11 protein-coding genes and 2 CRISPR repeat arrays are annotated in these 15,476 nt (G+C 32.8%); of the genes, 1 reads left to right on the top strand and 10 read right to left on the bottom strand.

The genetic code is table 11. The features are described from left to right. Positions 1-230 precede the first annotated feature (230 nt). Positions 231-641, bottom strand: coding sequence for a hypothetical protein (locus tag IPH11_15610; GenBank protein ID MBK6915009.1), 411 nt, complete (start codon positions 639-641; stop codon positions 231-233). Then, the gene (locus tag IPH11_15605) at positions 634-1,245 is read right to left on the bottom strand and encodes a nucleotidyltransferase domain-containing protein (protein ID MBK6915008.1); all 612 of its coding nucleotides are present in this window, start codon (positions 1,243-1,245) and stop codon (positions 634-636) included. Before IPH11_15605 ends, IPH11_15610 begins: the two co-directional genes overlap by 8 nt. Positions 1,246-1,553: 308 nt before the next feature. After that, positions 1,554-2,872: direct repeats of the CRISPR family, unit length 34 nt; unit sequence GTTTCAATATGTCAACGACACCATTCGATTGCAA. 22 nt (positions 2,873-2,894) lie between these two features. Between IPH11_15605 and IPH11_15600 the strand changes: the two genes are divergently transcribed. Next, complete coding sequence (locus tag IPH11_15600) at positions 2,895-3,233, top strand: hypothetical protein (GenBank protein ID MBK6915007.1); 339 nt, start codon at positions 2,895-2,897, stop codon at positions 3,231-3,233. A gap of 378 nt (positions 3,234-3,611) precedes the next feature. Next, positions 3,612-5,547: direct repeats of the CRISPR family, unit length 35 nt; unit sequence GTTTCAATATGTCAACGACACCATTCGATTGCAAT. A 236-nt stretch (positions 5,548-5,783) separates the two neighbouring features. Here the strand turns inward: IPH11_15600 and cas2 are convergent. The 8 genes from cas2 to IPH11_15560 form a co-directional block, all read right to left on the bottom strand. After that, a complete protein-coding gene (cas2, locus tag IPH11_15595; protein ID MBK6915006.1) occupies positions 5,784-6,059 on the bottom strand; it encodes a CRISPR-associated endonuclease Cas2 in 276 nt (91 codons plus the stop codon). A gap of 58 nt (positions 6,060-6,117) precedes the next feature. After that, the gene (gene cas1 / locus IPH11_15590; GenBank protein ID MBK6915005.1) at positions 6,118-7,206 is read right to left on the bottom strand and encodes a CRISPR-associated endonuclease Cas1; all 1,089 of its coding nucleotides are present in this window, start codon (positions 7,204-7,206) and stop codon (positions 6,118-6,120) included. Continuing rightward, the gene (cas6, locus tag IPH11_15585) at positions 7,113-8,600 is read right to left on the bottom strand and encodes a CRISPR system precrRNA processing endoribonuclease RAMP protein Cas6 (protein ID MBK6915004.1); all 1,488 of its coding nucleotides are present in this window, start codon (positions 8,598-8,600) and stop codon (positions 7,113-7,115) included. Before cas6 ends, cas1 begins: the two co-directional genes overlap by 94 nt. A gap of 424 nt (positions 8,601-9,024) precedes the next feature. Further along, entirely contained in the window at positions 9,025-9,783 is a 759-nt protein-coding gene (locus IPH11_15580) for a hypothetical protein (GenBank protein MBK6915003.1), read from the bottom strand. A gap of 11 nt (positions 9,784-9,794) precedes the next feature. Further along, the gene (locus IPH11_15575; GenBank protein MBK6915002.1) at positions 9,795-10,919 is read right to left on the bottom strand and encodes a hypothetical protein; all 1,125 of its coding nucleotides are present in this window, start codon (positions 10,917-10,919) and stop codon (positions 9,795-9,797) included. A 147-nt stretch (positions 10,920-11,066) separates the two neighbouring features. Further along, complete coding sequence (locus IPH11_15570; protein ID MBK6915001.1) at positions 11,067-12,107, bottom strand: hypothetical protein; 1,041 nt, start codon at positions 12,105-12,107, stop codon at positions 11,067-11,069. A gap of 98 nt (positions 12,108-12,205) precedes the next feature. Further along, positions 12,206-14,956, bottom strand: a complete 2,751-nt coding sequence (locus tag IPH11_15565) for an ATP-dependent helicase (protein ID MBK6915000.1) — start codon at positions 14,954-14,956, stop codon at positions 12,206-12,208. A 65-nt stretch (positions 14,957-15,021) separates the two neighbouring features. Beyond that, entirely contained in the window at positions 15,022-15,297 is a 276-nt protein-coding gene (locus IPH11_15560; protein ID MBK6914999.1) for a hypothetical protein, read from the bottom strand. Positions 15,298-15,476: the final 179 nt, after the last annotated feature.

Here is a 15,476-nt window from a genome sequence, read left to right as displayed (position 1 = left end):
TTTATAAAATAAAAAGCCTCACCCAACCCAATCCAAAGGAGAGGACTTTAAGAAAATCAAAGGACCAAATCAAATGCAATGCTTCCTAATTCCCCTCCTTGAGAGTGGTTGGGAAATGCTTTCTTTTCAATAACTCAGCGACACCATTCAATCAAGACAATGTAGGGATCGGTCTCCTGATCGATCCGACATGCTGAAAAGCATAATAATAAATTATAATAAACATCAGCCTAATTTTTTAGCAGTGAATAAGCCCAATTAGAAAAACGATCAAAATGTTTTAATAATTGTTCTATATCTTGTTTAACATATATATCACCCTGATATGAAACTGCATTCTTATGGTCAATTAATTTTTCAAAATGGTTTAATGCATTTTGTGTATCACGTGTGCGGGGCGCTGTTTCTTTTAGTAGTTTAATAACTTCATAATGATTTTCACCAGAACATTTTGTTGAAGAAAATCTGATCGTTATTGCATCGGCTATTGCGATGGCAGCGTGAATAATCAACAAACCGGCGGCATTATAATATTCAGATTTTACTGCAAGTTCGGCACCAGCAATAAAATTTTTTGAAACGCTTAAAAAATCTTCAAATTTAGAATAATCAATTCGCTTTCTTGATACTTTCTTAACCATCTATCATTCTCGTTATAGTTTTACCGGAAATAACCCTGCCTTCTCTAAGAATGTTAATAACAGGGAGCTTCCTATTTTTAGCTTTTGATCTGAAATCCTTTTCACTTATATAGTAAGGTGCCAATGATATCCCGTACCTGCTGAAAAGGTCACCACGCAATTGACTTACTTTCTCCTCCAACAAACGCCTACCGGATTTATATACTATGCAAATATCAAGATCACTTTCATAATTTTCTTCTTTTCTGGCAACGCTGCCAAAGAGTATTATGCTTATAGAAAATTTTCCGAGTGTTTTCTTTATTTTATTGTTGATGGAATTTCCCAACTCTTTCTCCGCTTCAAAAATCGGGGCAATTACATATTGATAGACATAATGTTTCCGGTTTACAGTAAAAGAGTAAGCTTTACCTATAACCTGTCTTTCCACTAATCTTAAGGCTTCCAGGTTATCCAATGCTTTTAATGCTGATCTATGTGTAATACCTGTAAGTCTTGCTATCTCTCTGCCGCTAATCCCTGGCCTGCGTAAATTCAGTTCTCGCAGTACTGTTATCAGTCCGGGTGAATATAAAATATAATCTAATATTCTGTTAACAATCATTTATGATGACCTGATTTAGTGGATACTTTGGTAACCAATTGGCTACATTAGTAGCCATAAAAATACAGAATGGCGTCTAATTATCAAAACAAAGATTTTAGAAAAAATATTAGATCGCAATTCATAGCGCTGATAAAAATTAAAAATAAATAATTGAGAGAAAGAATTTTTTTACTTCACCTTGTCCGCTGAATTTTAATTTTGACTGTTCTGCTGCTACAGGATAAGTCCCGTACCACCGTTTTAATAAGTCTACAAATATACTCATTGCATTACGCCCCTCTTTTCTAGGGGTCGAGGGAGGCTGCTTCACAATATGTCAACGACACCATTCGATTGCAATAGAGATAGAAGATATGATTTCTTCTTTGTCATTTGAGTTTCAATATGTCAATGACACCATTCGATTGCAATTAAATATCTTCATCCTGGTTGGAAAAGCTATCCAACGTTTCAATATGTCAACGACACCATTCGATTGCAATAAAAAGCTATTCAAATTCTTATGACTGGGCTTAATATGTTTCAATATGTCAACGACACCATTCGATTGCAATATTATGTTTATGGTGGGTGGAACTGGAAGCGTTTACGAGTTTCAATATGTCAACGACATCATTCGATTGCAATTGTATCAGTAAATTCTACAACTGAGGTTACATCTTGTTTCAATATGTCTACGACACCATTCGATTGCAATTAATAACCGATCCTAATCATTCTTATCTTATGTCTGAGTTTCAATATGTCAACGACATCATTCGATTGCAATTCAAAGCAGTAGTAGAAGGCTGACTCAAAGGTGCTGCGTTTCAATATGTCAACGACACCATTCGATTGTAATTGAAAGACAAACCCGTTCTCAACGCCAATGTTCTGGACTGTTTCAATATGTCAACGACACCATTCGTTTGCAATCCTACGCTTGGTTTTGGGAGAAATACGCCATAGGTTTCAACATGTCAACGACACCATTCGTTTGCAATATATACTCGAAGATATGCGCGCCAGAGGGCTAACAGTGTTTCAACATGTCAACGACAGCATTCGATTGCAATAATATTAGATGATAAAAGTCCCGGTGATGTGGCTTTGTTTCAATATGTCAACGACACCATTCGATTGCAATTAACAATTTCTCAGGATAAATCGCAAGAAATGACAAGTTTTAATATGTCAACGACGCCATTCTATTGCAATACAAAAGGAGTTACAATGTACGGAGTTGAGGAAACGTTTCAATATGTCAACGACACTATTCGATTGCAATAATTCAACAACACAAACATAAGGAGACGTACAATGTGTTTCAATATGTCAACGACACCATTCGATTGCAATAGAGATAGAAGATATGATTTCTTCTTTGTCATTTGAGTTTCAATATGTCAACGACACCATTCGATTGCAACTCTTCTTTGCTTTGGCAGGTGGAATGAATGCGGTAATGTTTCAATATGTCAACGACACCATTCGATTGCAATGTAAATGACATATTGGATATCAAAAAGATACCTTTTAGTTTCAATATGTCAACGACACCATTCGATTGCAATAAAAAGCTATTCAAATTCTTATGACTGGGCTTAATATGTTTCAATATGTCAACGACACCAGGCGAGTGCAAATTAACAATTAAAAATGAACAATTGAGAAAAGAATTTTTTAATCCACCGACTCAATTGAATATAAATTTTAACTGTTCTGCACAGACAGGGCAAGCCCCGTACCACCAATTAAATAAATCCACGAATCTATTCATTGCATTACGCCCCTCTTTTGGAGGGGTTTGGAGGAGGCTGCTTCACAATATGTCAACGACACCATTCGAATGCAATCCAAGATTACCGGATATTTCGGAAGCAACTTTGGCGTTTCAATATGTCAACGACACCATTCGATTGCAATCAAAGATTACCGGATATTTCGGAAGCAACTTTGGCGTTTCAATATGTCAACGAATCCATTCGATTGCAATTAATGAGTGATTTCGAAAAAACTTTACCATTATTTGTTTCAATATGTCAACGACACCATTCGATTGCAATTATAGTACTTACCAATCAGCAGGGAGCAGCAATCTAGTTTCAATATGTCAACGACATCATTCGATTGCAATTAAAGAAGGTATCGAAAAATACCTACAAATGATAGAGTTTCAATATGTCAACGACACCAGGCGAGTGCAAATTAACAATTAAAAATGAACAATTGAGAGAAAGAATTTTTTAATTCACCGACTCCATTGAATTTTAATTTTAACTGTTCTGCACAGACAGGGCAAGCCCCGTACCACCAATTAAATAAGTCCACGAATCTATTCATTGCATTACGCCCCTCTTTTGTATGGGTTTGGAGGAGGCTGCTTCACAATATGTCAACGACACCATTCGATTGCAATAAAACGAAGTAACAAATTTATCAATTGCCATTGATAAGTTTCAATATGTCAACTACATCATTCGATTGCAATATAATATTATTTTCAGCTATACTCTTAGTGATTGATTTGTTTCAATATGTCAACGACACCATTCGATTGCAATTCATCTTGGATGGAATCTAGCTTTCTAAAAAATTTGTTTCAATATGTCAACGACACCATTCGATTGCAATTATTGGGGTTGTTTAGCTGGCATGATTCCAGTTAGTTTCAATATGTCAACGACACCATTCGATTGCAATGGAGAAGACCCAGTCAATTTAGAGTACAAAGGTACGTTTCAATATGTCAACGACACCATTCGATTGCAATCTAAATTAACGCCAATATTAAACGAACCTCCAAAAAGTTTCAATATGTCAACGACACCATTCGATTGCAATCATAAGCAAAATGTACCTCCTAAATTTTGTCTCTAGTTTCAATATGTCAACGACACCATTCGATTGCAATAAAATAAAAGGAAATTATGAAAACACCGATAACAGTTTCAATATGTCAACGACACCATTCGATTGCAATAAGAAAAGGGAGTTGCGTATTATTGTAAAACATTGAGTTTCAATATGTCAACGACACCATTCGATTGCAATTTTTTTATTTCAATCAAAAAAACAAACAATAAAGTTTCAATATGTCAACGACACCATTCGATTGCAATAAAAATGATGATACTGTAGGATTAGCTCCGTTTAGTTTCAATATGTCAACGACACCATTCGATTGCAATCTAGATCTATTATTGATTCCCTCCTTGGGAATAGAGTTTCAATATGTCAACGACACCATTCGATTGCAATTATTATTTGAAGATTGGATTAGGTTTGGTAGTCTTTGTTTCAATATGTCAACGACACCATTCGATTGCAATACATAGTTCATTTCAATCTCAATAACAATCATATTAGTTTCAATATGTCAACGACACCATTCGATTGCAATAAGAAAAGGGAGTTGCGTATTATTGTAAAACATTGAGTTTCAATATGTCAACGACACCATTCGATTGCAATTTTTTATTTCCAATCAAAAAAACAAACAATAAAGTTTCAATATGTCAACGACACCATTCGATTGCAATAAAAATGATGATACTGTAGGATTAGCTCCGTTTAGTTTCAATATGTCAACGACACCATTCGATTGCAATCTATTCTAATACCCATTTTTACTTTTAAACCTTTAAAGTTTCAATATGTCAACGACACCATTCGATTGCAATAAGATATACTTTACTTATTTGGATATTACCTAATATGTTTCAATATGTCAACGACACCATTCGATTGCAATTATTATTTGAAGATTGGATTAGGTTTGGTAGTCTTTGTTTCAATATGTCAACGACACCATTCGATTGCAATAAAAATGATGATACTGTAGGATTAGCTCCGTTTAGTTTCAATATGTCAACGACACCATTCGATTGCAATTGGTAAAGTTTTGGAGTTCAAATCTTGGAACAATCCGTTTCAATATGTCAACGACACCATTCGATTGCAATTAACAATACTGTCTATGATAATCTAAACTATGAATTTGTTTCAATATGTCAACGACACCATTCGATTGCAATAAAACCTCTGGTTCTTTTGGATATTATTTATATCAATTGTTTCAATATGTCAACGACACCATTCGATTGCAATTAAAAAACTTAGTATTAGTAAAAACTTTTGAAGAGTTTCAATATGTCAACGACACCATTCGATTGCAATAAAAATGGAAAATTTATTTACGCTGCAAAATGCAGTTTCAATATGTCAACGACACCATTCGATTGCAATCTATAAATATTTAGAAAAATCGGCTCAAATTGTACCTGTTTCAATATGTCAACGACACCATTCGATTGCAATAGCTATGCTTATAAGCTATATAAATATAAACATTTGCAAGCACGTTTGCGAGGCACGCGCATTTTTTATCATTTTTTTAAAGTTAAATAAATACTCTGAGATCCCATCACCACAAAGTATTGATTAATAAGCAGATAAAGGTTTGCGGGGCATAATTTTTCATTTTGTTAGAAAACAAGTTAAAAACGTAACAATTGGTGCATTTCTCACTTTTGATAATCATAGCTCGCAAGTTCTCAAATTATCTCGTATCCGCGTAAACCCGGGAATCGTTTTACTTCTCCAATTCCCATTACTTTTGCAAAACATTCTTTACATAAAGGGTAAATTCTCATATCCACATCTTCGGTGGAAAGGTCCTGGAGTTTGTCCAGCAATTCTTTGTATAGCACTTCATTCAGGTTACACTCAAATACAGATCTCTGAACACGTACGCCATAAATTTCAAGCAATTTACTAATGCTATTACGTTGTTTATCATCTGCAATATCGTAAACTATTAAATGAATCATATTATCTTATATTTAATGGTGAATATATCATCCGCTCTTTCTATATGGAAGATTTAATTTACCGTGCCGGGTGATGAAAGAGTTGTTTATAGCTCAGTTCCTTCGATAAGCTTTGAGGTTTAAATTTTACGTTTAATCTTTCTTCGATTATTCTAATGAATTTTTTAATAAAATCTTTCGACATCAAACAGGGGTAAAGATTCCTGCGGTCTAATACAAAATCGCCAAGCGAAACCATTTTTTTGCGGACGAGGTGAATCACCAAAATATCTATTATGTGACGAAACTCTTCCTGAATGTCTGAAGCAAGTGGAAAGTACCGGTTGCTCGACTGATGAAATAAACCAATTTGCGGGTTCAGTCCTTCTATTTGTAAAGCGGTGGAGATATGATGATATAATATTGAATAGCCAAAAGACAGCATTGTATTAACGGGGTCTTGAGGCGGGTTTTTTGTCCGTTTGTCGAATTTCCATTCTGCTGGTAAAGATTTATTCAGTATATCAAAAAAAAGTACGGCAGAGCTTCCTTCAATTCCCCGAAGCGAGCTTAGTGAATTTGCTTTGTGTGCTTTAGATATAAATGAATTGAATCCTTCTGCAGTATTTTCCTCTTCAAGTATTCTTCGGGCTATGACTTTTTGATTATTGATTTTTGCCTGTACTACTTTGCTCGCAAATGACAGCACAAAATCGTCATCCTTGGATAGTGAAGCCTGTTTTAACCAAAGATCGAAATTATTATTGCTTACATTTATTTCGAGTTTTAATTCACCATTTGGTTTACAGAAGTAAATTGGAATTGCATTCTCATTCAATTTAAAGACTACGGGCATTGTTATTCTATTTGATCCAAGTATTATTATGCTGCCAATATCATTTAAGGGGTATTTAACTTCTATTTCTTCAGAATCAACTTTAGTAATAACTTCAATGCTGTCAGAATCAACATGGATGAAGGAATTATTACTAATGTAAAGAGGATATTTATCTAAAATAATCTCAAGACTTTCCTTTGAGTTTATAGGTTTAGCTTCGGCAGGGAATATTTTTTTTACAGGCTTAATTTTTTCAAAGTTGATAGTGCTGATCCAGCTATCCGCAGGCAGGGAAGTCTCGTTAATTTCAGATGATTCCCCAGAAAAGATTTCTCTTCAGCAGCACTCTTTTCAATAATAATAGATTTGACGAATAAGTAACCTAAATATTGAAACCCCTGATCGAAAGAAACAATATTGGTTTTGGAAGGTGCAATTTGAAGATCAATATTTTTGAGGGATGACTTAACTTTTTCCAACGCCTCTTCAGCTTGTTCTTTAGATTTACAAAGAAGAACAAAATCATCGGCATAGCGGATAAGTTTAAAGTCATTTTGTAAAGCTTCATCAAATTCATCAAGGAATAAGTTTGCGAGCAATGGAGAAATAACAGCCCCCTGCGGCAAGCCTTTGAATCGTTTAATTTTTATGCCCTTAAAAACAACATCACTTTGAACCCACTTCTTAATTATATCACAAATAGGATCATAACCGTAAAGGACATCCAGTTTTTTAAACAACAATTCCCAGTTGACAGTATCAAAGAAAGATTGAATGTCAGATTCGACAACAAAATGATAGCCGTTTTTGCGTGCCTGATTTATAGCGCGTGCAGCTCCAGCCCTAGATAAACCCTTTCGGAAAGCGAATGAGTTTTCTTCGAGCAAATGGTCAATCGGGTCGCTTAAGATTTGCACGACAGCTCTTTGAAGCAGACGGTCTTTAACCGCGGGTATGGCAAGAGCACGGATTTTAGATTGCGATTTAGGAATAAGTACCCCTTGCAAATCTTCGGATTGATATTCACCGGATTGAACCTGTTTTATCAGGTTCTCTAAATTCTCCTTAAGTGATAGCTCGAAGAATTCAGGAGATATTCCATCAACTCCGGCAAAATCGCTGTTGGATTTTATGTGGTAAAATGCTTTGTGTAAATTTTCTTTTTCGAGTGTCAGATCTAAAAATGTTTTTACAGGCGTAACTATGGAGGGTTCTAACCCATCACCGATCAGAACATATTTACCGAAGCCAAAAGCGGAGCGCTGCCCAACATGAACAAGCTGTCCGAAGTGTAGTATTCTTTTCCATAAATCATTTAGCTCCGCTTTGAATTTAATTGTTCCGATAATCCCGTCGAATGTGTGGGTTTCATTTGGCATGTCCACCCAAATAAAGCACTTTTCAATTATTTCTGCAGCAGGGTTTTCAGGAATAGCATCAGTGGGGAAAGTATTAAAATTAAGTTTATAAAGATCGGAGATACGTTTGTAAAGCAGTTTGAAAAACTGTTGAACATCAAAATATTCAGTATCAAAAAAACGTTTACCCTTTTGCTTGTCTGCTTCCTTTCTTTCCATTCTTAGCGGTGTTAAAAATTTCAGATTATAAATATTGTTCTGAGAGGGTGAATATTCCGGGCAGGCATTTATTTCAGAAATGTCAATTAATTCTACAGTTTCATTTGTTAAATCACCGGGGAAATTAGAATGGGGAATAGCAGCCAAATTCTTTTTTAACTTCTCGATTAATTCAAAATCATCTTTTAAAAAAGTTATACCGAAGTGATACTCATCGCCTGAGTTATAATTGATCCTGCCTGATTCGCAGGGATAAATTACAACATCGTTGACTTTTTTTCATCCTGCGGGGGTTGATGCCATTCGAAAACCCTGGAAAGGAAACCGTAGAGTTTTGAGCCGTGATAAAATGAAATGTAATATCTTTTTTGAACCGGAGTGTAATTATAAAGTGATTAAGAAATATCTTTTCGAAAAAAACATCATTCATGAAGTTGCTCACTTAAATTGAGTGGAGGATAATCTTTATTCAAATCAAGTAACAATGGTAAGCGTATTTCTAAAAACCTTTGTCATCGGCATTACTATGTAAGAGGCTTCAACTCAGAATTTTAAAAGTTAGCGTAAAAAATTACTCATTAAAATTTATCAATGCAGCGCCATAATTTTGAGGTTCAAGATTAGCATTACAAGACTTGAAATATTCGAACCAGAAATATTTTATTTGATTATACTTGCGAGAATCTTCGTGAGTAGCACCGGCTACGAAAACTTTGACCTGGTTAAAATCAGGTAAGCTATGTTTCTGTTTTTCCAGATCAATAATTTTCCTTATCCTGTTAGAGTTGAGGATTTCTCTTTCAAAATTATAATCCTTGGAATCTTCAATCATATCAGAAAAGACTACTAGTATTTTGCGGGGTTGTTTGAAAGATTTGAAAACTCTTTCCGCCACTTGAAGAGAACCAATAATTTCTGTTTTAGAAATTTTTCTATTTGGTTTGAATAAAATAGAATCGGCAACAGCAAGGATTGAGTCTTTTCTTAAAGTGATGATGGAATCTGATTGTATCTTTGCTATTCTTTCAGCTAGATCGGTATCAGTGAAGGGAATAATTTTCGTGAAATCGCAATTAATAGAAAGATCTAATTCAGATAAAGATTTCTCAGTAATTAAAGCTGCTTCAATTGCATCACCGCTATTCATAGAGTTTAGGATCAGTTTAAACTTTTCCAAATAGTTTTTTCTGATTGCGGGTGTATTAGTGGTTTCTGAAAGATCGAATAAAACACAGACAACTTTGCTATCGTTTTTAGGAATATCACTACCATCACAGGAAAAAAGAAAAAGCAAAGAGAGAATGAATAGAGATTGAAATATATTTTTCATACTTTAGCTTTCTATGCTTCTTTAACTGTTTCTGTTTTTTCTTTTTCTTCACAATTCCAATCTAAGTATTGTAAAGAGTCAGGTATTTCTGGAGCGTTATGCTGCAGCTTAAAACAATCAGGAAAATCCGGTCTGTGTCTTAAGTTCATTGACTTGTATGATTTCATCAGCCATTCAGCAGATTCCTTAATACTCATCGCTTCAGCAAGCAGTTTCTGATGAATCTTTGCTCGCTTATGAGTAATCTTTTCTAATCTGCTTTCGGTTTTTTCACATCTGTTGGCAGCATTTTTAACTTCTTCTTCATCCAGCTTAAATTCTTTGAGAGCAGTTTTAAATATTTTTTTTGCTTGTTTATAAATTTCCCCCTGGGGGTGGGAGGCGAAGTAAGAGATTACCGTTGCTCCTATAAAGAACACAATATTGATTATATAGAATAATATTGTAAGCTGGGTATCGGATAAATCTAATTTTAAAGTCCTTACAATTCCAGTTCCCTCAAATACAGCAGTTCTTAAAACTGAAATAACATACATTACGGCTAAAGCTCCCAACGGGATAACAAATAGGAGTGCTTTTTCAGTAGTAGATTTAACATTTTGTCTTAATAAATAACCAAACCAAAATGCTAATAACGGTATTACGACACCAATTCCAACTGAAAAAATATTTGTAAATAACTCACTCTCCCCGAATAATTGAAAACTTAATCTGTTAATAAAAAGTTCAGAAACACCAATAATAATCAGTAAAACAAATTCCCAGTTTTTATCCAAAGCCGGTGGATTAAACTCGTTTAATTTTTCCTTTGCTTGTTTGTATTCTTTAAAAGATGATTCTTTTTCTATTGTTAATTTTTCAAGTTCTTTGTCTGCCCTGTCATCATCTTTTTTAGCATCGCAGTATTCGGGCTTTAATTTCGTGTCTATTTCTTTCCAAACTTCCACTATAGGAGCTATCAGGTTCTCACCCAGTTGAAAAAGTTCTTCCCAGTAAGCAGGAGTCTCAGTTTGCCCTTCCCTTGGTACACGAGCTTTACTGTTATCCTTAAGAAAGGGCCATAATGTCCATCTCCAATTCCGTGCATCACGTTTAGCGATTCTAACAACTTTGCGAAAAGAGTATATATGTTTCATTGTAACCTCACTTAAAAATGTTTTTACTTTTGTTAATTAATTTATAATTTAGTTAAAATTTATATTTCTCTAATAAAATAACTTTTTTCATTTTATAAATCATTAAACAATACATATTTTATTTATAAAAAAATCTTTGAATACAAATTAAACATATATACCAGTAATTGGATTTGAGGATTTACCAATGCAGATTTTTAATAGTTTGGAACCATCTAGAATTTCAAAGAGAATAACCATATCCCAATCAGAAATTTTATACTCTTTGATGTTTTCTTCCACATTTTTTTCAAAGATATTTATTTCTTTACTTTCCAGAATATTTTTGTTCAAATCAAAATAGATCGTTTCGCTTTTTGCAACATTATCAATCTTAATAACGTTCTTACTATAGATCGATTTGATAGAAATAAGATCGACATTTTCAGATGAAATTATAAGCTTAATATCAGGTTTAGATTTTTGTGTTATTATCTTTTTATCCGTTTTATATGATTCGGTCAGTGTTAATTCAAATTTATTATCAATAATTGGATTTTCTTCTAGTTCATCGAGGCTAAAAAGATAATTAAAATTCCAGTTTTTATACCATTTATCTATATCATCAAAGATTTGTTTTTTGACTTCTTCATTTTGAAGTTGGTGAGCTTGTTTTTCTTTAACTTTTAACCATCTTCTTTTTGCAAATTCTTTATCGTCAGGTGATGCAAAATCATTACGGTAAATTTTTTCATAGAAATCTCTGGCATTAATGTGCATATTTAATCTTTCGATAGCAGCACCAGCCATATTAATATCACTGATTCCAAGCCATCGATTATCATCGACCAACATTTCCTTTACATAGTCTTGGATCCTTTTTCTTTGTTCAATATTTACCTTAGAAATATCATCTTTATTTGCTAAGGCATATAGTAATACTTTTTCTAGAGTGGGTTTATTAATAAGACTAAATGGTAAGAAAGTAAACTCTGCACGCTTATTTTCCAGGATATCAACAACCGTATAAATTCGGTTATGTATTGTTTCCTGGTAGATGAAAAGGGCGAGAAGAAAAGTCAGTAGTTTACTATCAGAGGTAGTAATCATATTTTTTAACATTTCAGAAAATAATTTATCATCCCGCCTTTCAACTAATCTAATCAGAGTCATTCCTAATGAATAATGTGAAGATTTATAGCTAAGCATACATATCTTTTGAAAAAGTTCATCATCAATAAATTCATTAATATAATCTGACTGTTTGGAAAGAAATGATTCAATTTTTCCCGGGTTTTTGGTTTCAATTAGAGAACTAAAAATAATTTCTTTTGAGTTTTATTAAGATTATCTGCTTCTTTTTCATTTAATAAGTATAAATCTGATATAATCTTAAATTCTTTGAGCTTATAATAGTATTCTAAGTTTTTAGGGTATGAGGTTGAATAAGCACTTGATTTCAAATATAGTTCACTTTCAAGATCGTTTGCAGCTGTTAACTCCTCTATAATATCTTTGTATTGCTTCAAGTTAAAAAGTAAAGTCATGTATTCTGGTTTATTTTTTAGTTGTATTCCCTTTTCACTTAAACTTTTAAGAATTTTAATCGCCTCATCCCAATCACTTAGAGTAGCAGTATCTCTGCTATAGAGTTCTAATGCTATGAGCATTTCATTATAAATATTTTCCCAACTTTTATGTGCAAGCATATAAAAATCGAGATTCTCACTATCGCGTATTAGGCTTGCAAAATATCTTAAAAATAGAATCGAGTTATTTTTCTTATTATCGGAAAGAACAAATTCACTAGCTAAATAGAAAATATTATTTGGATTTTTAGGCAAGTTTTCATAAACAGAAAGTATTTTATTATATCTATTAGCATCGTTCGATTTCCATAAACATTGGATAGCTTTATCTCCGTCTTGAATCTTCTCATAATATTCTGCTGCTTTTAAATAGTTATTTTCTAATTCTAAAGCTTTTGCCAAGGCTCTATTGGCTTCTGTTGGTTTTTTACTTGCTTTAAAATATTCTGCAGCGGTTCTTAACTTTCTTGGATTTGACGAATTTAAACCATCCTTGTAATACTGATCAGCAAGATCTTCTGGCTTATCATCTGCTAAATCTAATACTTCTGATGAAAATTGGAATTCGGAGATTTCATTATCCTCATCCCAATTTGTAGTATAATCGTTATTCTCAATCGAATATTTAATAGGCAATTGCTTAATAAAATCATTAAAAACAGACCACAAAAATTTATTTCCCATATCAGTATCGACGATGACAAGATTCTTTTTTGCTCTGGATGTAGCTACATATAATTTATTTAAAAAATACTCTAATTCGATTCTTTTACTTTCTGTTAAATTGATCTGAAAATTATCAGATGCAAGTAAAGAACCTATTAAATCTTTCAAATTTATCGAAAGACTATTAGCCAAATAATCTCCAAAATTATAGACTATAACTGTATTATATTCTAAACCCTTGACATTCATAGGTCCCCAAATATTTTGAACCACCTCATCATTTGCAATTGCTTTTTCTTTAAGAAAAGAGTCTCTATTCTGTATGTAATCTTTTTCTTGATCTTCTTCGCAAGGTATAATTATTGTCCTGGTTTTGCCTTCTTCCATTAAAGCTTCTTCAATTATTGAAAGGTCATTTATTTTTAATGTTGGATTAATAGAATATTCTGTTGTAAACCAAGATTTTTGAGGGGATATATTTTTAAGATCAAACAATAGAGTGCGAATAAGCTGAATTATATTATTGAAGATTACAATTGGTTTATTGGATCTATAATTATTATTCAGTTCTTTAAAATTGAGTGGGATTTTACCATATCTACCAAAATCGTTTTGAACTTTTTCATAAAAATTTGCTTGAATAGTCTCCCACTTAAATCCAGTAGGGTTTATTGTCTGAAGAGGATCACCAGCAAAAGCGAGCGGAATTCTCTTGATGTCTCTAAATTCAATTTTTCTTTTTGAAAATAATGATAATTCTGAAATCAACTCTAACTCAATATTGCTAAAGTCTTGAGCTTCATCGCAAAAAACTGCGGGATATTCAAGTTTTAATTTGTCAATGTTTTCTAATACAGTTTTGGTTAAATCCTGATCGTCCCAAAAATGAATATCTCTTAAATGATTTTTATACCAGCTATCAAACACCGACTCGTAAATTTTCTCATAAGTATCTTGTTCAACAGTTTTTAATTCTCTTGGAAGAGTTTTATAGTCATCTGGTTCTAAAAATTCCTCACCTGAGTTTAATATTCCTTTAATAAAAGTTCTTATAACGTACCAAGCAAATTCTGAGGTTATACCACGAACATATTTCGAAGGATTGGTCTTACAATACTTATTCCAATCTTCTTTAAATTTAGAAAAACTATAATAGTTTTGATCTTCAAATTGTTCTTTTTTGATAGATGATAGAAGTTCTTTTTGAAATCCTCTAAATGTTTTGAACGATTTATTATAGTCAGAAGAATTTAAATAGCTATCAACATAATTAACCTTTTCGGAAGAAAGCTTTGTACGTATTTTAACGTTAGTCTTTAAGATTTTCTTTATACTGGTGCTTGCGGTTGCTAATAACTTTGAAGAATAAGTTAAAAAAAGCGGTGGTGTATTTAACTTTTTTGTTTGGATAATGTGATTTAATAAAATATGAGCAAAAGTATAATAGAGTAAAGTAGATTTCCCACTTCCAGCCCTACCATTAATGAATAGTGGGAAAAGTGGTTCTTCATATTTATTGTGAATTATTGAGTTGAAAATCTTTGCTTCTTCAGTAGATAAAGCTAAGTTCCCTTCTGATTCATTCTGAATTTCAAGCCAAATATCATTATCACAAAGAACATATTCAGGATATGATCGAAAAGAAACTCTAAGTATATCTTCAGTAGTATTAGCAGAAGAACATATTTTTTCAAATTCTTGTTTGTCTATTCTTTCACCGGTATTTGTATTAACTGTCTGGTATAAAAACAGAAGATTTGAATTGGAAAAGAATTTATAATAAACGATAAGGTTACTATACACCTTATGACTTTTCTCCGTCTGCAATAAAGATTCCTCATTTTCAAAAATATCCCTAATTATTTCAGCTATGTGAGTCTTGTAATCACTTTTCTAATATTCTCATTGAATCTTTTAGATTGATAGATCATAAGACTTCCTTCATAATCATCAGGAATAGGAGTAAACAAATAATCACTTTCAGTCTTACTGAGTTTTGACTTTTCTTTTATGTTAGCATTTTCCTTATCGCTAATTTGTATATGGAACCAACTTTCTTCAGGCAATAACTTCTTACAATATGCATCGCTATCATCGCAAAATTTTTCATATTCAGTTTTACCTTTTATTAAAATCTTTAACAAAACAATAAAAATGATTTTACCTTCATCAAAGATTTTTCGTAACCAATAAATCTATAACTACCAGCTCTTTTTACGACAGCCGGAGATTTGTATTTCTCAAGAAATTTAGAAGTTTGATTACTTTCAATCCTCGTAATAATATTATTTAATTCGGTTAAAAGATTTAACTTCTCTGCATC

Source organism: Ignavibacteriales bacterium (assembly GCA_016709155.1).
GTDB lineage: Bacteria > Bacteroidota > Ignavibacteria > Ignavibacteriales > Ignavibacteriaceae > JADJEI01.
The sequence above is the reverse complement of the archived record's forward strand: the minus strand, read 5'-3'. Positions and strand labels throughout refer to the sequence as shown.

What these genes read in the sequence shown, in the direction of transcription:
- IPH11_15570 (MBK6915001.1), bottom strand. Translation starts at nt 12,107, where the DNA reads ATGCTTAGCTATAAATCTTCACATTATTCATTAGGAATGACTCTGATT.
- IPH11_15580 (MBK6915003.1), bottom strand. Translation starts at nt 9,783, where the DNA reads ATGAAAAATATATTTCAATCTCTATTCATTCTCTCTTTGCTTTTTCTT.
- IPH11_15605 (MBK6915008.1), bottom strand. Translation starts at nt 1,245, where the DNA reads ATGATTGTTAACAGAATATTAGATTATATTTTATATTCACCCGGACTG.
- IPH11_15575 (MBK6915002.1), bottom strand. Translation starts at nt 10,919, where the DNA reads ATGAAACATATATACTCTTTTCGCAAAGTTGTTAGAATCGCTAAACGT.
- IPH11_15610 (MBK6915009.1), bottom strand. Translation starts at nt 641, where the DNA reads ATGGTTAAGAAAGTATCAAGAAAGCGAATTGATTATTCTAAATTTGAA.
- cas2 (MBK6915006.1), bottom strand. Translation starts at nt 6,059, where the DNA reads ATGATTCATTTAATAGTTTACGATATTGCAGATGATAAACAACGTAAT.